Origin of the sequence: Methyloversatilis sp. XJ19-49, assembly GCF_024580145.1 — a bacterium.
GTDB lineage: Bacteria > Pseudomonadota > Gammaproteobacteria > Burkholderiales > Rhodocyclaceae > Methyloversatilis.
Window position 1 is genome coordinate 17,027 of record NZ_JANINI010000006.1, and the last position, 17,938, is coordinate 34,964.

15 protein-coding genes and 2 pseudogenes are annotated in these 17,938 nt (G+C 66.5%); 9 read left to right on the forward strand and 8 right to left on the reverse strand.

The window, feature by feature from the left end; all coding sequences use genetic code 11:
- Window positions 1-44 precede the first annotated feature (44 nt).
- The 6 genes and pseudogenes from NMQ16_RS19355 to NMQ16_RS08550 all read left to right on the forward strand — a co-directional run.
- A pseudogene (locus NMQ16_RS19355) lies at window positions 45-287 on the forward strand (methyl-accepting chemotaxis protein); the annotation flags it as partial.
- A gap of 99 nt (window positions 288-386) precedes the next feature.
- A complete protein-coding gene (locus NMQ16_RS19360; protein ID WP_257080352.1) occupies window positions 387-767 on the forward strand; it encodes a CZB domain-containing protein in 381 nt (126 codons plus the stop codon).
- A gap of 127 nt (window positions 768-894) precedes the next feature.
- Complete coding sequence (locus NMQ16_RS08535; protein ID WP_069038424.1) at window positions 895-1,275, forward strand: RidA family protein; 381 nt, start codon at window positions 895-897, stop codon at window positions 1,273-1,275.
- Window positions 1,276-1,303: 28 nt separating this feature from the next.
- Window positions 1,304-3,328 (forward strand): ATP-dependent DNA helicase RecG, encoded by a 2,025-nt coding sequence (gene recG, locus NMQ16_RS08540; protein WP_257080149.1) that lies wholly within the window; start codon window positions 1,304-1,306, stop codon window positions 3,326-3,328.
- Window positions 3,329-3,394: 66 nt separating this feature from the next.
- Window positions 3,395-4,507, forward strand: coding sequence for an FIST signal transduction protein (locus tag NMQ16_RS08545; RefSeq protein WP_257080150.1), 1,113 nt, complete (start codon window positions 3,395-3,397; stop codon window positions 4,505-4,507).
- Between the two features lie 13 nt (window positions 4,508-4,520).
- Window positions 4,521-6,482: an ATP-binding protein gene (locus NMQ16_RS08550; RefSeq protein ID WP_257080151.1), complete on the forward strand. Its 1,962-nt coding sequence runs from the start codon at window positions 4,521-4,523 to the stop codon at window positions 6,480-6,482.
- Window positions 6,483-6,576: 94 nt separating this feature from the next.
- Here the strand turns inward: NMQ16_RS08550 and NMQ16_RS08555 are convergent, their stop codons facing one another.
- The 3 genes from NMQ16_RS08555 to NMQ16_RS08565 all read right to left on the reverse strand — a co-directional run bounded on the left by NMQ16_RS08555 (window position 6,577) and on the right by NMQ16_RS08565 (window position 9,652).
- Window positions 6,577-8,010 (reverse strand): alkaline phosphatase PhoX, encoded by a 1,434-nt coding sequence (locus NMQ16_RS08555; RefSeq protein ID WP_257080152.1) that lies wholly within the window; start codon window positions 8,008-8,010, stop codon window positions 6,577-6,579.
- Window positions 8,011-8,356: 346 nt separating this feature from the next.
- Complete coding sequence (locus tag NMQ16_RS08560) at window positions 8,357-8,797, reverse strand: DUF2721 domain-containing protein (RefSeq protein ID WP_069038415.1); 441 nt, start codon at window positions 8,795-8,797, stop codon at window positions 8,357-8,359.
- Between the two features lie 9 nt (window positions 8,798-8,806).
- Window positions 8,807-9,652, reverse strand: coding sequence for a 23S rRNA (adenine(2030)-N(6))-methyltransferase RlmJ (locus NMQ16_RS08565; RefSeq protein ID WP_257080153.1), 846 nt, complete (start codon window positions 9,650-9,652; stop codon window positions 8,807-8,809).
- A 125-nt stretch (window positions 9,653-9,777) separates the two neighbouring features.
- Between NMQ16_RS08565 and NMQ16_RS08570 the strand changes: the two are divergent.
- Window positions 9,778-10,503 (forward strand): annotated as a pseudogene (locus tag NMQ16_RS08570) (YoaK family protein); the annotation flags it as partial.
- Window positions 10,504-10,593: 90 nt separating this feature from the next.
- Here the strand turns inward: NMQ16_RS08570 and NMQ16_RS08575 are convergent.
- From NMQ16_RS08575 to NMQ16_RS08595, 5 genes are all read right to left on the reverse strand, one after another.
- Window positions 10,594-12,630 (reverse strand): methyl-accepting chemotaxis protein, encoded by a 2,037-nt coding sequence (locus NMQ16_RS08575; RefSeq protein ID WP_257080154.1) that lies wholly within the window; start codon window positions 12,628-12,630, stop codon window positions 10,594-10,596.
- Window positions 12,631-12,721: 91 nt separating this feature from the next.
- Complete coding sequence (locus NMQ16_RS08580) at window positions 12,722-13,615, reverse strand: TraB/GumN family protein (protein WP_257080155.1); 894 nt, start codon at window positions 13,613-13,615, stop codon at window positions 12,722-12,724.
- Window positions 13,612-14,562: a Nudix family hydrolase gene (locus tag NMQ16_RS08585; protein WP_257080156.1), complete on the reverse strand. Its 951-nt coding sequence runs from the start codon at window positions 14,560-14,562 to the stop codon at window positions 13,612-13,614. The genes NMQ16_RS08580 and NMQ16_RS08585 overlap by 4 nt, the downstream gene beginning before the upstream one ends.
- A gap of 103 nt (window positions 14,563-14,665) precedes the next feature.
- On the reverse strand, window positions 14,666-15,538 hold the full coding sequence (locus NMQ16_RS08590; protein WP_257080353.1) for an ATP-binding protein: 873 nt from the start codon (window positions 15,536-15,538) through the stop codon (window positions 14,666-14,668).
- Window positions 15,525-15,674 (reverse strand): hypothetical protein, encoded by a 150-nt coding sequence (locus NMQ16_RS08595; RefSeq protein WP_257080157.1) that lies wholly within the window; start codon window positions 15,672-15,674, stop codon window positions 15,525-15,527. The genes NMQ16_RS08590 and NMQ16_RS08595 overlap by 14 nt, the downstream gene beginning before the upstream one ends.
- A gap of 112 nt (window positions 15,675-15,786) precedes the next feature.
- Between NMQ16_RS08595 and NMQ16_RS08600 the strand changes: the two genes are divergently transcribed.
- Window positions 15,787-17,082 (forward strand): murein transglycosylase A, encoded by a 1,296-nt coding sequence (locus tag NMQ16_RS08600; protein WP_257080158.1) that lies wholly within the window; start codon window positions 15,787-15,789, stop codon window positions 17,080-17,082.
- 25 nt (window positions 17,083-17,107) lie between these two features.
- Window positions 17,108-17,917: an enoyl-CoA hydratase-related protein gene (locus tag NMQ16_RS08605; RefSeq protein ID WP_257080159.1), complete on the forward strand. Its 810-nt coding sequence runs from the start codon at window positions 17,108-17,110 to the stop codon at window positions 17,915-17,917.
- The last annotated feature ends 21 nt before the right edge of the window (window positions 17,918-17,938 follow it).

The window sequence follows — 17,938 nt, forward strand, 5'->3', positions numbered from 1 at the left end:
CGGCGCGGCTGAAGGACACCGCTCTCAGCGTCGATACGCTGCGCGAGCGCGCCGAGCGGATCGGCGGCATCATCGGGCTGATCCGCGAAATCGCCGACCAGACCAATCTGCTGGCGCTGAACGCCGCCATCGAAGCTGCGCGCGCCGGCGAACAGGGCCGCGGCTTCGCCGTCGTGGCCGACGAAGTGCGCAAGCTGGCCGAACGCACCGGTGCCGCGACCTCCGAAATCGTCGGTCTGGTCGATGGCATACAGCACGACACCGCGCAGGCAACCGAACGCATGCAGGCGAATTCAGCCGATGCCGACGCCTATTCGGCCCAGGGGCTGGCCGCGTGTTCGCAGCTGGATGCGCTCAGCAGCCAGGCCGGCGCCAACGGTGCGCAGATGGCGGCGACCTCGCTGCGGACCTTTGCCGAACTGGCAAAGGTCGATCATCTGGCCTACAAGATGGATGTCTATCAGGCGGCGTCCGGCGAGTCGGGTCTCACGCCCGACAGTTTCGCCAGTCATGTGCAGTGCCGGCTGGGCAAGTGGTACTACGAGGGCGAAGGTCGTCGTTGCCACAGCCACCTGGACGGGTTCCGCGAACTCGAAGGGCCGCACGAGGCCTTCCACCGCGTCGGCATCGAGGCGCTCGAACATGCCCGGGCCGGGCGTTTCGATGCCGCGCTGAGCAGCATCGCCCGCATGGAAAGCCTGAGCATCGACGTCATCAGCCAGCTCGACCGCATGAGCGAGTCGGTCGATCACCGGCATCCGCACTGAGCGTTTTGCATGACGGGCATGCGGCGTTGCGCCGTGTGCCCGCGAATCCGCGATAATCCGGCATCGCCCGGCGCACGACCATCAGGTCGCCGTGCCGCATTCCCCTTGCAGACTTCCGGAGATACGCATGTCGCGCACCATCGTTTCCACCCCTGACGCACCCGCCGCCATCGGCACCTATTCGCAGGCCGTGAAGGTCGGCAACACGGTCTATCTGTCGGGCCAGATCGGTCTCGATCCGGTCAAGATGGACATGGTCGACGGCATCGACGCCCAGATCGCCCGCGTGTTCGACAATCTGAAGGCGGTCGCCGAAGCTGCCGGCGGATCGCTCGACGACGCGGTCAAGCTCAATGTCTACCTCACCGACCTCGGCAATTTCGTCAAGGTGAACGAAGCCATGGCGCGCTACCTGAAGCAGCCCTATCCGGCGCGCGCCGCGGTCGGCGTGTCGGCGCTGCCGCGCGGTGCCATGGTCGAGATCGACGGCGTGCTGGTGATCGACTGAATTCGCCCGGGTTGTTGCCGGTCGTGCGGTGAGCACCCGGAGCGAAGCGCTCGCCGGAGCGCTGGACAAGCTCGGTCTCGGCGCGGACGCGGCGCTGGTACTGCACTTTCCGCTGCGCTACGAGGACGAAACCCGCCTGACGCCGCTGGCGCAGGCGCGTGCCGGCGCGCCGGTGCAGGTCGAAGTCGAGGTGAGCGCCAGCGAGGTGAAGTTCAAGCCGCGCCGCCAGCTCATCGTCAGCGCTTTCGATGACAGCGGAACGGTCACGCTGCGCTTCTTCAATTTCTATCCGTCGCAGCAGAAGCAGCTCGCCGTCGGGCGCAGGGTGCGCCTGTTCGGCGACATCACGCCCGGTTTCTTCGGTGCCGAAATGCTGCACCCCCGCGTGCGCAGCGTGGGTGAGGACACCCCGCTGCCCGACCGCCTGACGCCGGTCTATCCGACCACGGCCGGCCTGTCGCAGGCCAGCCTGCGCCGCGCCATCGACGAGGCGCTGGCGCGCGTCAGCCTCGACGACAGCCTGCCCGACGCCCTGCGCCGGCACTACGGATTGATGCCGTTCGCCGAGGCGGTGGACGCGCTGCACCGGCCGCGACCGGGCGAATCGCTGCGCGACATGGACGAACGGCTCGCCCCCGCCTGGCGGCGCATCAAGTTCGACGAACTGCTGGCACAGCAGATCAGCCTGAAGCGCGCGCACGATGCACGGCGCAGCCGCGACGCGCCTTCACTGGCCGGCAGGGGGGCGCTCATCAAGCGCTTCCTCGCCGCGCTGCCGTTCCGCCTGACCGGCGCGCAGGCCCGGGCCTGGAAGGAAATTTCCAGCGATCTGGCGCAGCCCTTTCCGATGCAGCGGCTGCTGCAGGGCGACGTCGGCTCGGGCAAGACGGTGGTCGCCGCGCTGGCCTGCCTGCGCGCGGTCGAAGCCGGCTATCAGGCGGCCTTCATGGCGCCGACCGAAATCCTTGCCGAACAGCACTACCGCAAGCTGGCCGGCTGGCTGGAACCGCTGGGCATCCGGGTCGCGTGGCTGTCGGGCAGCCTGAAGGTGCGCGACAAGCGCGCGATGAAGGCGCTGATCGCCAGCGGCGAGGCGCCGGTGGCGGTCGGTACGCATGCGCTGATCGAGGACGCCGTCGATTTCGCCCGCCTCGGTGCGGCGGTGGTCGACGAACAGCACCGCTTCGGCGTGCGCCAGCGGCTTGCGCTGCGCGCCAAGGCCGGTGGCATCAGCCCGCACCAGTTGATGATGAGCGCCACGCCCATCCCGCGCACACTCGCCATGAGCTACTACGCCGATCTCGACGTGTCGGTCATCGACGAGTTGCCGCCGGGCCGCACACCGGTGCTGACCAAACTCATATCGGCCGCGCGGCGCGAACAGGTGATCGCCCGCGTGCGCGACGCCTGCGCGGTCGGCGCCCAGGCCTACTGGGTGTGCCCGCTGATCGAAGAGTCGGAAACGCTGCAACTGCAGACGGCGATCGACACCCATGAACAACTGGTTGCCGCCTGCGCCGATCTGAAGGTGGGCCTGGTGCATGGCCGCATGAAGCCGGACGAGAAGGCGGCGGTGATGGCCGCCTTCGTCGCCGGCGACATCGACCTGCTGGTGGCGACGACGGTGATCGAAGTCGGCGTCGACGTGCCCAACGCCAGCCTGATGGTGATCGAGCACGCCGAACGCTTCGGCCTGTCGCAGTTGCACCAGCTGCGCGGCCGGGTCGGGCGCGGCAGTCGCGAGTCGGCCTGCGTGCTGCTGTACGAAGGCCCGCTGTCGCAGACCGCGCGCGAGCGGCTGCGCGTCATCCATGCCTACACCGACGGCTTCATGATCGCTGCCGAAGACCTCAAGCTGCGCGGCCCGGGCGAATTCATCGGCAGCCGCCAGTCCGGCCAGCCGCTGCTGCGCTTCGCCGACCTGCTGCTTGACGAGGCGCTGGTCGAACTGGCGCGCGAAGCGGCGGCCACGCTGCTGCGCGACGACGTGCCGGCGGCCGAGCGCCATCAGGCGCGCTGGCTGGCAGGGCGCGAGGATCTGCTCAAGGCCTGAAGGGCCTATCCGTTAAGGAGAGGTGGGGGCGCTTCCTGTGCGAGCGCCCCATTCTGTGGAGCAGACATGGATATTGCACTTGATCGCAGTGGCAGCGTTGCTGCGCTGGCTACACTGCTGGACGATATGGCGGCCCGCCCGGGCGTGGGAGGCCTGCTGGTGCTGGCCTGCGACGGCAACGGCTTTACGTCGGAACAGCTCGATCCGTTGCTGCACGCGGCCGCGCGCCCCGTGTTCGGTGGCCTCTTTCCGCAGATCATCCACGGTCGCGAGCACCTGGAACGCGGCACACTGGTGGTGGGTCTTCCAGTCGCGCCGCGCCTTTGCATCATCGAGAACCTGAGTGACGCGGCCACCGACATCGATGCCTCGCTCGCCGGACTGGACTCGCCCGGGAGCACACTGTTCGTGTTCGTCGACGGTTTCAGCAGGCGGATCGGCGCCACCATCACCGCCTTGTTCGAAAACTTCGGCCTGCTGCCCAACTACATCGGTGGCGGTGCCGGCTCGCTGAGCCTTGTACAGAAACCTTGCCTGATCACGCCGCGCGGGCTGCTGCAGGACGCGGTCGTGCTGGCCGGCACCGATCTGCGCAGCGGCATCGGTGTGGCGCACGGCTGGCAGGTGGTGTCCGACGCACTCAAGGTGACCGCCTCCGACCGCAACACCATCCTCACGCTGAATGGTCGTCCGGCCTTCGACGTCTATCGGGAACATGTCGAGCCGCTGGCGGGCGCAACGCTCGATGCCGGCGGGTTCTTCGACATTGCGAAGGGCTTCCCCTTCGGCATACGCCGGCTGGACAGCGAGGTGGTCGTCCGCGACCCGCTGATGGTGGGCGAGAAGGGTGCGCTGGTGTGTGTCGGCGAGGTGCCCGAAGGCGCCTTCGTACATGTGCTGCGTGGTGCGCCGGAAAACCTGCTCGCCGCCGCCGCCCAGACCGTGCGCAAGGCGGCCGCTGCCTTTGACGGTGAGCCGCCGGCGTGCGCGACGCGCATGTTCATCGACTGCATTTCGCGCGTGCTCTACCTCGGCGAAGACTTCGGGCGCGAACTGGACGCGGTGGATCGCGGCGAGCCGCTGTTCGGCGCTCTGACGCTGGGCGAGATCGCGAACAGCGGACGCGAGTTTCTCGAGTTCTACAACAAGACGTCCGTCATGGCCCTGATCGAGGGCTGATGCGCGCAACGACATGAAGCTCGCTCTCGAGACCGAAATCCTGTTTCGCATTTCGCTTTCGATCGGCGACAGCACGCAGCTTGAGCCGATGACGCGACGCGTGCTGTCGGAGACGCTGCGTCTGCTCAACGCCAGTGGTGCTGCCGTGTATATGCGCAGCGGCGATGTGCTCGAACCGGTCTGCATGCTGCCGCGTACGCTTGAGCGCAGCGTGCGCTTTCCGCCGCTGCGGGCCTGCTGGCCCTCGCCGGCCGATGTGGCCGCTCAGGGGTGGATGAATGTGGCACTGGATGGCGTCGTCCACCACCTGGTCGATCTGCCCGAGTTCGGCTTGCTGGTAATCGAGCGCAGCGGCACGGTGCTGGAAAGCAGCTTCCTCGACAGCTTTCTTGCCCTGGCCCGCAAGCTGGCCAATGCCTGCCGCGCATGCCTCAGCGACGAGGCGCTCGAGCGCGAGAAGCAGCGGCTCGAAATGGCCACGTCAGCGGCCTCGCTGGGCGTATGGAGCTGGACGCCAGCGACCGGTGCGCTTGATTGGGACGCACTCATGTGCGCCATGCACGGTGTCGAGCCGACGGTTTTCGGGCAGCGGCTCGACGCCTGGCTCGATCGCCTGCTGCCGATCGATGTGGGGCGCCTGCGAAGCGGGCTGGACACGGCACTGGCGGGAAGGAAACCGCTTGATGAAGACCTGGGCGTGCAACAGCCAGACGGCAGTGTGAGGGTCGTACGCGTGCTCGGACGTGCGACCGCGCACCAGATCGCAGGGGTGGCACTCGACGTCACCACCCGGCGGGAAACGAATGATGCCCTGCGCCGGGCGCGCGACGCCGCCGAGGCGGCCAGCCGCGCCAAGAGTGAATTTCTGGCCAACATGAGCCATGAAATCCGTACACCGATGAATGGCGTGCTCGGCATGCTCGACCTTGCGCAGGACGCGGCAAGCGAGACGGATTTGCGCGAGTACGTCGCGGTGGCGCGCAGTTCCGCTGAGTCGCTGCTGACCATCATCAACGACATACTGGATTTTTCCAAGATCGAAGCGGGGAAGGTCGAGATCGAATCCGTACCGTACGACCTCGGCGACCTGCTGGGTGAAGTGGTGCGCATGATGGCCGCGCAGGCAGGTCAGAAATCCCTGCTGCTCAAGCTCGAGTGCGATCCCGGTCTGCCTCGGCTGATCTGCGGCGACCCGGTACGCGTGCGTCAGGTGCTGATCAATCTGGTCAGCAACGCCATCAAGTTCACCTCCCGGGGCGGCGTCACGATCCGGGCTGGCGTGCGCGTCGAATCCGCTGCGCAGGAGCGGCTGTCCATTTCGGTGATCGATACCGGCATCGGTATTGCACCGGACAAGCAGGGTCACGTATTCGAAGCGTTTGCACAGCAGGACAGTTCGACCACGCGAAGTTACGGCGGCACCGGTCTGGGGCTGTCGATTTCCAGCCGCCTCGCCTCGCTGATGAGCGGTCACATCGCCCTCAGCAGCACACCCGGAGAGGGCAGCGTGTTCTGCTTCGATCTTCCGCTCGTGCGTGGCAACGCGATGCGGGTCGAAGCGACTGCCCCCGGGTCGGAACAGCCGGTTCCTGCACTCAGCATCCTGCTGGTGGAGGATCATCCGGTGAATCAGAAAGTGGCGGAAGCGGTGCTGACGCGCAGCGGTCACCGGGTCACGCTGGCGGAAAACGGCATGCAGGCGCTGGAGATGATGGTCGATGGTGGATTCGACCTGGTGCTGATGGACATGCAGATGCCGGTGATGGGCGGCGTCGAGGCGACGCGGCTCATTCGTGAAATGGAGCGCGAACTCCGGCGCCCGCCAGTCCCCATTTTCGCGATGACGGCAAACGCGCTGGAAGAGGACCGCACGGCCTGCATCGAAGCCGGCATGAACGATTTCCTGACCAAACCGCTGCTGCCGCGCGTGCTGCGCGACAAGATCGCAGCGCTTGCAGAAGGCATGTCGGGATGATGATGCGCGCGGCCGCGCGCGCACGGTGTGCAGATGACGGACGAAAAAAGAGGGGGCCGAAGCCCCCTCCCGTTGCTGCGGTGCTGGCGAAGGATCAGCCGGCGCGGCGACGCGCCATCAGACCCATCAGGCCGAGGCCTGCCAGGAACATGACGTAGGTTTCCGGTTCCGGCACGGCGGCGATGCGGAACAGTGCATCGTTGCCGCTCGACGGGTGCTGAACGTTCACGTAGGCGACGTTCGGGTCGAACAGGTCGAAGTAAAGACCGGTCGGCTCGGCGCCCGTGGTGCCCAGCGTGGCCCACACGGCGAGGTTCTCGGCGATGCCGTCACGGTCGGCGTCGGTACCCATCCAGATGTTGGCGCGACCGGAGCCCTGATCTTCGATGATGTAGATGTTGCCGTTCGCATCGATGGCCAGATTGTCCGGGCTGGTGAAGGCGCTACCCACGGCGGCGCCGGTGGCGGCGTCGAAGGTGTCGCGGCTGGCGAACAGGCTGATGGAATCGTTCGCGAGGTCGAGCGAGAACACCTTGCTGTTGGTCGTGGTGGCGACATACAGGCGCTGGCTGCCATCGGCCAGGGTCTGGATTTCCAGATCTTCCGGGCGATCGAAGTTGGTGCCGACGAAATCGACCACGTTCGGTGTGGCGCGACCGTCGAGAATCGGCAGGCCGCTGCCGTCCGTCTTCACGATGGTGTTTGCCAGCGCAGCGCCGGTGGCGTTGGTCAGCGCGACCCACGTGTAGGCGCCGGTGGCTTCCTGCGTCATGCCGTCGCCGACGCGCAGCACCGAGGTCTGACCGGCACCGAAGAAATCGACACCGTTCGTGGCGTTCGGGTTGGCCGACGTGAACTTGAAGATGTGGCTGTCGTTGCGCTCGTCGATGAAGTAGAAATTGTTGTTGCTGTCGAACGCCAGGCCTTCGTGCGACACGCGGATGTCGGCCGGGCCGATCTTGCGGTGTTCGAAGATCGCGCCGTTGGTGCCGGCGGTAGTGGCGTTGGTGATTTCGAACAGGCGACCCTTGGAGCTGGCAACCTGGTTGGGCTCGCTCCACGATTCTTCGGCCGTCAGGTAGGTGCCCCACGGCGTCCAACGCGATGCGTCACCTGCCACGAAGCCCTGGGTGCCCGATTCGACGATGGTGACAGTGCGCGTGTCGAAGTTGGTGTCCCACAGATCGACGCGCTGTACGCCGCCCGTGCCGGTTTCGAACGGCATGAACAGGTAGCGGCCGGCGTCCGGGCCGGTGCGGTTGGTGTCGATCATGTCCCAGTTGCCGCTGTTGCTCTGGCCCAGCGCGAGCTGGTTGGCACGGTTGGCAATCAGGGTCTGGCTGAAGTTCGGCGACGACAGGACGAAAGGTCCGGTCAGTTCGGCGGGCGAGCCCACCGGCAGGACGGTCGTGGTGGCAGCGCCCGGCGTGAAATTGTCGAAATAGGTGTTGTCAGCGGCAAACGCCTGCTGGGCGGTTGTGCCCATCAGGCCAATTGCGGCGGCTATGGCGAGTTTGCGGAACTTCATTGTTGGACTCCCTGATTGAATGCCTTGCGAACGACAAGGTGACCGCAGGGTAGTCAGCACGCGTGATGTTGCCGTGATGTGGATCGATGGGGCCACTGGTCCGATCGGCGCATCGTTTGTTAACCCGGCTTAATGTTCAGCGGCGCGAGGTGTGTGTTGATTACTTGCGGGTGGAAATCCGGAACGCAGGCGAACAGGGCCGCGTTCATGCAGGGTTCTGCAATCAGCGCAGCAGGTTCCTCTGCGGGCTGCGCCGGATCGATCGAATCAATGTGCCCGCCCGCATCGGCCCACGATCCTCGTCGGAATGTCCTCAAGCGGGGGACGGCTGCCGTTCGTCGGCGGGCTAGCGGTTGGCGTGGGTGGCGGTGAACACCGCCACGAATACTTCGCGCAGGAACAGGCTCAGCGACAGGATCAGCGACAGCATCGCCAGCACGAAGAAGCCGGCCAGCAGGTCGGACAGCACGACGGTGAACAGCACGCCGAAGAAGGCGCACGACACCACCAGACAGACCATCAGCGCCGACAGCACGGCGAACAGCACCGCCAGATAGACCAGGCGTGCGCGTTGCGAAAGCAGCGCAAGTTCGGTCGCGTTGCTCATTGTTTCGTCTTCGCACTGCTTGCCGCCACGCGCCAGCACCACGCGGCGACGGTCGATGATGCGACCGAGCCGGTTGTTCAGCGTACCGATCAGCGTGGCGATCGCGGTCAACAGGAAAACCGGCGCCACGGCCAGGCCGATGGCGTGCGTGATGGTGTCGATGGTGGTCTGCAGAACCATGGCCGTGCCTTACGGAATCTTGAAATCGAGTTCGAATTTTGCGCCGTCGTCGAGCGCCAGCGTGCGGGTGAGCCAGGGCATGACGGTCTTCAGCGTGGCCGGCAGCGTCCAGGGCGGATTGACGATGAACAGGCCGCTGCCGTGCATGCCGAAGCCGTCCGGCGACGGCTTGCGCGTGGTCATCGACACATGCAGCCAGGCCGGCACCGGCAGGCGCTTGAGCTTGGCCGGCAGATCGCGCGATTCCATGCGGTGCAGCTGCGGATACCACAGGCAGTAGGTGCCGCCCGGAAAGCGCGTGTTGGCGTCGCGCAGCGTTTCGAAGGCCAGCCGGTAATCTTCGCGGATTTCGTACGGTGGGTCGATCAGCACCAGCGCGCGGCGCGGCGGCGGTGGCAGCAAGGTGCGCAGGCCGGAGAAACCGTCTGCTTTCTCGACCTTCACGCTGCGGCCGGCTTCGGCGAAGGCGGCGTTCAGCAACTTGTTGTCGGCGGTGTGCAGCTCGAACAGGCGCATCCGGTCGTCGTCGCGCAGCAGCGCGCGCGCAATCATCGGCGAGCCCGGATAGGCGCGCAGCTTCGCGCCGCTGTTGAACGCGCGCACCAGATCGACATAGGTCGCGAGCTGCGGCGGCAGGTCGGGCGCCGACCACAGCTTTGCGATACCGCCGGCGTACTCGGCGTTCTTGGCCGCGAAGCCGCTGTCGAGCGCGTAGCCACCGGCTCCGGCGTGCGTGTCGATGTACCAGTAGGGTTTGTCCTTCTGGTTCAGGTGCTGAAGCAGTTCAACGAGTACGAAGTGCTTGAGCACGTCGGCCGGGTTGCCTGCATGGAAGGCGTGGCGGTAGCTGAGCATGGCGGGGCGGGCGTGGTGGAGCGCAAGTATACGTCGCCGCCCGATGCACCGGCCGGCGTTGTGGGGCGATGCGATACGATCAGGACTTGGGCTGGTTGCCTTCCGCTCGGGAAAGAAGTGCTTCGATGCCTATTCAGTACGTCCGCCAGCTGACGGGACGTGTCCGGACGCCGGACGCCAACCGTCACCTCGGCTTTGCGCTCGCGTTTGTAGCAGGCGCCATCAACGCGGGCGGGTTTCTCGCTGTCGCGCAATACACTTCGCACATGACCGGCATCGTTTCTGCGATCGCCGACGATCTGGTGTTGCGCGAGTACGGACTCGTGCTCGCCGGGCTCGGTGGTCTGCTGTCCTTCCTGACCGGTGCGGCCTGCAGCGCCATCATGATCAACTATTCGCGTGGCCGGAAGCTGCACGGCGAATATGCGCTGCCCCTGCTGCTGGAAGCCTGCCTGCTGCTGTGCTTTGGCTTGCTCGGGGCGCGGTTGTCGGAAATCCAGGGACTGTTCGTGCCGCTGACCGTCATGCTCCTGTGTTTCATCATGGGCTTGCAGAACGCCATCATCACCAAGCTTTCGCACGGCGAAGTGCGCACGACGCACCTGACCGGCGTGATCACCGACATCGGCATCGAACTGGGCAAGCTCATCTACTGGAACCGCGGGCGCGCCGCCGACCAGCAGGTGAGCGCCGATCGCGATCGTCTGCGCGTCCTGCTGTCGCTGACTGGCTGCTTCTTTGGTGGGGGTGTTGCCGGGGCACTGGGCTTCAAGCACGTGGGCTATGTGTCCACGCTGCCTCTGGCGGCGCTGCTCGTCGCGCTGGCGCTGATTCCAGCGCTTGATGACCTGACGCCGCTCTTCCGGAGGGCACCGAGGCGCTGATCCGGCGCGGCCGGCCGCGGGGCGCGTCCGGAAACGCCCCCGACCGGTACGCGAAACTCAGACCACGAAGCGGCCGACGTTGTCCTGCAGCTGGCCCGCCAGCTTTTCCAGACCGAGTGTTTCGCCGTCTGCGCGCCGGGTGACGTCGGCATTCTGTTCCGCCATGCCGGCGATGCGTTCCACGCCTTGCGCCACGCTCTGGCTGGCGCTGCTCTGTTCGCGCGTGGCGGCGGCGATTTCCTTCATCGCCGCAGCGGTGCGCTCACTTTGCTCGCTGATCACGCGCAGCACGGCACCGGCTTCGGTTGCCCGGCTCACGCCGGTGGCGACCTGACCGCTGACTTCGGAAATGCGCTGCACGACCTTGTCAGCGTCGGCCTGCACGCTGCTGACCATGCTGGCAATCTCCTTCGTCGAGGCCGCCGTGCGTTCGGCCAGCTTGCGCACTTCGTCGGCCACCACGGCGAAGCCGCGGCCGGACTCGCCGGCGCGCGCCGCTTCGATGGCCGCGTTGAGCGCCAGCAGATTGGTCTGTTCGGCGATCTCCTGGATGATGCGGCCGACGTTCGAGATTTCGCGTGTGCGACCGGCCAGATCGGTCACGGCGGTCGAGGCGTCATTGATGTCGCGGGCGATGTGCTGCATGCCATCAACCACGGCGTGCAACTGCCGCTCGCCGTCCATCGCTGCGCTGCGCGCCTCGCGGCTGACCGCATCGGCCATGCCGGCGCTGTCGGCCACGTGTGTGATGCTGACCGACAGTTCTTCGATTGCCGCGGCAAGGCCGGCAGCGGCGCTGCTCTGTTCGGTCGAGCCTTCGACCACTTCGCTCGAGCCGGCACGCAGCGAACGCGCCGCTGCGCCCACCGCGCGGGCGGCGTCTGCCGTGGCGGTGATCAGTGCGGCCGTCTTGCGTGTCGCTTCGTTGATCTGCACGGTGATCAGGTCAAGTTCATTGCGGCTTTCGCCGGCCTGCACTGCAAGACGCTGGCTGAAATCGCCATTGCCCAGTCGGGTCATCGCCGCCGATACATCCTTCAGCCGCACGAGACGGCTGTGTGCCAGCCACCAGGTAAGCGCTGCCAGCAGCAGCGCCGCGCCGACGCAGATCATGATCAGCTGGTTGCGCAGCTGGACGCCGGCGGCCGTGAACTCAGCGACATGCGCGCCTGAGGAAACGATCCAGCCCCAGGTATCCGATGTACGGAACGTGGCGAGCTTGGGTGCCAGGCTGCCATCGGCGAGCGGCCAGTCGTACACCAGCTGACCATTCTTCATTTCGAGTTGCTGTGCGATGACGCCGGTCAGCGCCGGGTTGCCGATGTCGGCGATCGACTTTCCAGCGTGTTCGGGGTGCATGATCATTTCGCTCGCGTCTGCCGACTCGCCCGGCTTCAGGATGTGCAGATAGCCGGTGTCGCCGATGCGCAGGGTTTTCAGCGACGCGAACAGCTGGTCGATGCCCTGTTGAACGTCAACCCGTGCCGACAGCGCGCCGACCACGTTGCCCGAGGCGTCCTTGATCGGTTCCAGCGAGGAAATGTAGAAGCGGCCGTTGCGGACCACGACGCCCGAATACGGCTTGCCGGCGAGCAGGGTGTCGGTTTCCTTGCTCTTGTTGATGGCCTTGCCGGCCATCGACTTGCCGTCCTTGTCCTTCAGCAGCGTTGCCACACGGACGAACTCGTCACCGACGCGCACCATGATGGCCGGATCGGCACCGATCAGGTCGCGCAGCCCGCTGACGCGGTCGGCGTCTCCATTGAGTACCGCGCCATTGACCCGCGCGATGCGTACCGCGCCGTAGCTGCCCATTGGCACCGTGTCCTCGCCGACCACGACGTCACCGCCGAGCCCGCGTTTCAGTGCGCTCATGCCCTTTTCGGCACTGGCCATTGCATTGTGATAGCTCAGGTCGAGCAGTTTCACGGTGGCATCGGCCTGCTCACCAAGATGGGCTTCTGTCTGCTGCAGCGTGGAACGCTGGGTGGACATCGATACGATGAGGATCAGCGACGCAAAGATGACTGCGCATAGCAGACCGATCGAAATCGAAAGCTGATGTACCACCGAAAGGCGGTTGAATGCGTTCATGAGAGGTCTCCTGTAGGGCCCCGCAGTGCCTTGAGTGGCCGTGCGAGGCGATTCGCCAAGAGATTCACGGCACTGGCGCGGAAAACTGGAGTCAGGCGATTCGGTCGGTGGAGCAGCCGGCCTGCAGCAGGCGTGCGAGCACGCCGTCCGGTCCGGTCAGGTGGGAGGCGCCAAAAGCGGCAAATACGCCGCCCTCGCGGATCTGCGGCAGCAGGCGTTCGACGAAGCGTGCATTGCGTTGGGCGAGCAGCGACTGCATGAACAGGTCGGCATGACGCCGCAGCGCCGGGTCATCGCCGATCAACCGGCTGTTGATGCGTGCCAGTTCGCCGGTGTCGCCGGCCAGCCAGGCGTCGGTCATCGGTGCCACACCGGCCTGGATTTCGTCATGCCGGCGCGCGCTGTCGATCAGCAGCGCCATGACTGTCGCGTCGGGCAGGCGCGCGATCGCATCGATCTGTTCCTGCACGTTCTCGATCGGCAGGATCTTCCGGCCGGCGGCACGTGCGCGGCGCACCAGCACTTCGTCGAGCGTGGGCTGTGCACCGCCGACCGGCTGCAGTAGCGTCACCAGCGCCGCCCACGGCCGCAACCGCGTCTGCACGCGTTCGTCGACGCCGTGCAGCGCCAACCTCTGCGACACCTGCGGCCAGTGCTTCCTGCCAACCCTTTTCGGCAGATCGTCGGTGTCCGAGGTGCTGGCGGCCATGAAGGCATTCACGGCATCGGCGTCGGCCACCAGTTCCGGCATGAATACGCGTGCCGCGTCTATATATGTATACAGCGGCGCCGCACGGTCGATCACGCGTGGCTCACCGCTGTGCAGCGTGCCGAACAGATGGCTCACCAGCGCGTCACCGAGCGTGATCTTCCACAGCAGGCCGTGATCGTAGGGGCCGCTCGGTGCGGCGCGCAGTGCAGTCGGCAGCGCGCTTGCCAGAGCCATGGCACCGCACTGACGCAGGAACAGGCGGCGCGCTGTCATGTCGTCCAGGCGCCGCGGATCGCGGCGATGCCGTGCGCACCGCAGGCGTGCGCAGCCTGCCTGTGCGATGCGTCGAGTCCGCCGATGGCAAATACCGGAATGCCGCATTCGGCAACCAGCGCCGTCAGTGCAGCCCAGCCCAGACCGGCTGCGTCGGGGTGGGTGGCGGTCGGCAGCACGGGGCCGACCACTGCATAGTCGAGGCCGAGCCGCGCAGCCTGCGCGAGCTCGTCGGCCGTGTGGCAGGACGCGCCCACCCATTCGAAGTCGGGGCGGGCCTTCAGCGCCGCAAGCTGCGACGACTTCAGATGCACGCCATCGGCCCCGAGCGTGCACGCGAGCGCCGGCTCGCCGTTGAGAATGGCCGGCGAGCCGCCGGCGTGCGCCAGCCGGATCGCTTCGGCGGCGAAGGCCTGCGTCGCGTCATCCATGACCGGTTCGCGGATCTGCAGCATCAGCCTCTGCCGTGCGCAGGCGCGGCCGATGGCGTCGAGCTGCGCCGCATGACCGATCTGCCAGGCGTGGCTGACGGCCATGAAACCGGGCAGGCGCAGCGATTTGAGCACCGGACCGTTGGCCGGCAGCATCGGTCCGACCGTCAGCACATCTGCCTGTTGCCAGCTCAGCGCGCTGTGCACATGGTCGCGCAACTCGCCGCTCCACGATTCGACGCGGAAGAAATGCAGCCGCACATGCGCGTGTTCATACGCGTGCGACAGCGTCAGCCAGGGCGAACATTCGAGCACGCGGATGCCCAGTTCCTCGTCCAGTTCGCGCTTGAGTGCATCGACCGGCGATTCGCCCGGTTCGACCTTGCCGCCGGGAAACTCCCAGTAACCAGGGTAGAAGGTGCCTGGTGCGCGCTGGCCGAGCAGGAATTCGCGCCCGCGTGCGCTGTCCCGGAAAATGACGGCCGCCGCGACGGCGACCTGTTTGCGTTCGGTCATGAAGGTTGTGGTGTCCGAAAAAACCTGTTGCCGCGGATGAACATTGGACCAACGGATGGCGACGGCGCCGTCAGGCGCCGACTTTCAATCCGCAGCCGGACATTCACTGCTGAGCATGCTGCCCCGCCCAGTCGCGCGCGAATTGCCACGCGACGCGGCCACTGCGCGAGCCGCGTTCCAGCGTCCAGCGCAGCGCATCGGCGCGGCAGGCTTCTATCTGGTCCGGCGGAACGCCGAGCTTTTTCAGCCAGTGCCGCACGATGTCCAGATACGCCTCCTGATCGAAGGGGTAGAAGGACAGCCACAGGCCGAAGCGCTCGGACAGCGAAATCTTTTCCTCGGTCGCTTCGCCCGGATGCACTTCGCCGTCGACATGTTTCGCTTCGCTGTTCTCGGAGAAGTATTCCGGCATCAGGTGACGCCGGTTCGACGTCGCGTAGATGAGCACGTTGTCGAGCACCGCCGACACCGAGCCGTCGAGAATGCTCTTCAGCGCCTTGTAGCCGGGCTCGCCGGATTCGAACGACAGGTCGTCGCAATAGATGATGAAGCGCTCGGGCCGGTTGGCGATCAGGTCGGTGATGTCCGGCAGGTCGACCAGATCGTCGCGGTCGACCTCGATCAGGCGCAGGCCTTTCTTCGAAAAATCATTCAGCAACGCCTTCACCAGCGAGCTCTTGCCGGTACCGCGCGCACCGGTGAGCAGCACATTGTTGGCCGGCTTGCCTTCGACGAACTGCCTGGTGTTGGTGGTGATGCGCGCCTTCTGCACGTCGATGTCCTTGAGGTCGGACAGGCGCAGCTTGTGCGGGTGGGCGACCGGTTCCAGCCGGCCGCGACCGTTGCTGCGTCGCCAGCGGTAGGCGGTCGCCTTCCAGTCGGGTGGCGCCGGCGGCGCCGGGATCATGTGCTCGAGGCGATCGAACAGCGCATGCGCGCGGGCGATCAGGCTTTCGAAACCGTCACGGTCTGTCATGGTCATCCTTGTTGTCGGTGAGCGCCTTCGGCGGCTCGGTGTCGGAGGCGTCCTTTTCCTTGCGCGGCAGCGTCCACCACAGGATGAACAGCAGCAGGGCCAGCGCGACGCCGGCTTCGAGGAGGAATATCCACATGGGTGAAGTGTCTGCGAAACGTCCGTCTTCAATGCAGCGGTCCGGCAGGACCGCTGCTCGTTATCATTGCACCCTCAGCGTCTGCGGGCGCGCCAATCTAAAGCACATTACGATGTTCCAGCAAATCCGCCGCGGCGTCCGGCTCGCCGCGCTCGCTTCGGCCAGCGCGTTGTTCGCCGCCTGCAGCACGGCTCCGCGGCCAGGGCCGGCGAGTCCTCCCGTCGTGCCGTCGTGCCCCGATGTGCAACCTGCCGTCGTGACGCCGCAGGTCTGCCCGATCTGCCCGGCATGCGCTGCCTGCCCGGTCTGCCCGCCGGCTGTACCGGTGCCCGAGGCAAAGCTGCCACCGCGCCTGGTCGCCGCCGAGTGGTCCGCGCTCGAAGGCTGGCCCGACGACGATCTGCGCGAGGCCTTGCCGGCACTGCGCGCCAGCTGCAGCGCACTGGCCAGTCGCGCCGATTGGCGCGCGCCGTGCGCCGCGCTCGCGTCGCTCGCCCAGGAAGACAGCATTGCGGTGAGGGCGTTCTTCGAATCCGCCTTTCGCCCGTGGCAGTTGCTCAATGGCGACGGCACCGACCAGGGGCTGGTGACCGGCTATTACGAACCGCTGCTGCGGGCGAGCCGCTCGCGCGGCGGTATGTATATGCACCCGATACATGGCGTACCGGACGATCTGCTGGTGATCGACGTCGCCGGCCTGCATCCGGATCTGAAGCATCTGCGACTGCGCGGCCGCGTCGAGGGGCGCAAGGTGGTGCCTTACTGGTCGCGCAGCGAACTGGATGCACGTGCCGCCGAACTCGACCGCAAGGCGCTGTTCTGGGCGGCCGACGCGCTGGATGTGTTCTTCCTGCAGGTTCAGGGTTCCGGCCAGGTGGAGCTGCCGGATGGCAGCCGGGTACGCGTGGGCTACGCCGACCAGAACGGCCACACTTATCAGTCGATCGGCCGCTGGCTGGTCGATCAGGGCGAGTTGAAGCTCGAACAGGCGTCCATGCAGGGCATCCGGCAATGGGCGCGCACCAACCCCTCGCGTGTGCCGACAATGATGGCGGCCAACCCGAGCTATGTGTTCTTTCGCGAACTGCCGATCGGCAAGCAGGGCCCGGGGCTGCCGGAAGGGCCGCTCGGTGCGCTCGGCGTGCCGATCGCTGGCGAGCGGGTGATCGCGGTCGATCCGCGCAGCGTGCCGCTGGGTGCGCCGGTGTGGCTGGACACGACACGTCCGAACAGCGCCGACCCGCTGCGTCGCCTGATGATGGCGCAGGACACCGGTGGCGCGATCAAGGGAGGCGTGCGCGCCGATTTCTTCTGGGGCTTCGGTCCCGACGCCGGTGCGCTGGCAGGCCGCATGCGCCAGCAGGGCCGCATGTGGGTGCTGCTGCCGGTCGGCGTCACGCCGCCGTAAGCGGCGGGATGACAGGGAGGGTTGGATGAACGATCAGGCGGACGGCCACATTCTCAGCGCGTGCGAACACGGTGTAGCGACGATCACCATTGCGAACCCGGTGCGACGCAATGCGTTTTCGGTGGCCATGCTGCAGGCCATGCGCAAGGCAGTCGAGGCGAGTCTGGCCGATCCGGACTGCCGAGTGCTGGTGCTGCGTGGCGCCGGTGGCAGCTTCAGCGCCGGCGGCGACATCAACGATTTTCGCGCCACCCTTTACCTGGAGGCGCCGGCGCGGCTTGATGCCTTCCGGGCGCTGATCGAAAACTGGGTCAATCCGGTCATTCTCGCGCTGCGCCGTGCGCACCAGCCGGTGCTGTCGGTGGTGCAGGGCGCCTGCGCCGGCTACGGTCTGTCGCTCGCGCTGGCGTCCGACTGCGTGATCGCCGCCGATGATGCGGTGTTCAGCACCGCCTACACCGGGCTTGCACTGCCCTGCGACGGTGGCCAGTCCTTGTTCCTGATGCGGGCGCTGGGCGAGCGGCGCGCGCGCGAACTGATGTGGTCTGCGCGTCGCGTCGCGGCGCCGGAAGCGCTGGCGCTCGGCCTGGTCGAACAGGTGGTGCCCGTTGCCGGGCTGAATGGCGCAGCGCAGGCACGCATCGCGCACTTCGCCAACGGACCGCGTCACGCACTGGCGGAAATCAAGCGGCTGCTGGTGGCTGCAGGTCCATCACTTGAAGCGCAGCTCGCAGCCGAGGCGCTGGCTTTCGCGCGTTGCGCGGCGACGATGGATTTTGTCGAAGGGGTGACGGCATTTGCCGACAAGCGCGCGCCGGTGTTCCGCGGGCGCTGAACATCAGGGTCTTCCAATCGA

Bases quoted from the DNA above. Each gene is read 5' to 3' on its own strand.
- NMQ16_RS08560 (WP_069038415.1), bottom strand. From the start codon at position 8,797: ATGGTTCTGCAGACCACCATCGACACCATCACGCACGCCATCGGCCTG.
- NMQ16_RS08585 (WP_257080156.1), bottom strand. From the start codon at position 14,562: ATGACCGAACGCAAACAGGTCGCCGTCGCGGCGGCCGTCATTTTCCGG.
- NMQ16_RS08590 (WP_257080353.1), bottom strand. From the start codon at position 15,538: ATGACAGACCGTGACGGTTTCGAAAGCCTGATCGCCCGCGCGCATGCG.
- NMQ16_RS08605 (WP_257080159.1), top strand. From the start codon at position 17,108: ATGAACGATCAGGCGGACGGCCACATTCTCAGCGCGTGCGAACACGGT.
- NMQ16_RS08600 (WP_257080158.1), top strand. From the start codon at position 15,787: ATGTTCCAGCAAATCCGCCGCGGCGTCCGGCTCGCCGCGCTCGCTTCG.
- NMQ16_RS08535 (WP_069038424.1), top strand. From the start codon at position 895: ATGTCGCGCACCATCGTTTCCACCCCTGACGCACCCGCCGCCATCGGC.
- NMQ16_RS08580 (WP_257080155.1), bottom strand. From the start codon at position 13,615: ATGACAGCGCGCCGCCTGTTCCTGCGTCAGTGCGGTGCCATGGCTCTG.
- NMQ16_RS08595 (WP_257080157.1), bottom strand. From the start codon at position 15,674: ATGTGGATATTCCTCCTCGAAGCCGGCGTCGCGCTGGCCCTGCTGCTG.
- NMQ16_RS19360 (WP_257080352.1), top strand. From the start codon at position 387: ATGGCGGCGACCTCGCTGCGGACCTTTGCCGAACTGGCAAAGGTCGAT.
- NMQ16_RS08565 (WP_257080153.1), bottom strand. From the start codon at position 9,652: ATGCTCAGCTACCGCCACGCCTTCCATGCAGGCAACCCGGCCGACGTG.
- NMQ16_RS08550 (WP_257080151.1), top strand. From the start codon at position 4,521: ATGAAGCTCGCTCTCGAGACCGAAATCCTGTTTCGCATTTCGCTTTCG.
- NMQ16_RS08545 (WP_257080150.1), top strand. From the start codon at position 3,395: ATGGATATTGCACTTGATCGCAGTGGCAGCGTTGCTGCGCTGGCTACA.
- NMQ16_RS08555 (WP_257080152.1), bottom strand. From the start codon at position 8,010: ATGAAGTTCCGCAAACTCGCCATAGCCGCCGCAATTGGCCTGATGGGC.
- NMQ16_RS08575 (WP_257080154.1), bottom strand. From the start codon at position 12,630: ATGAACGCATTCAACCGCCTTTCGGTGGTACATCAGCTTTCGATTTCG.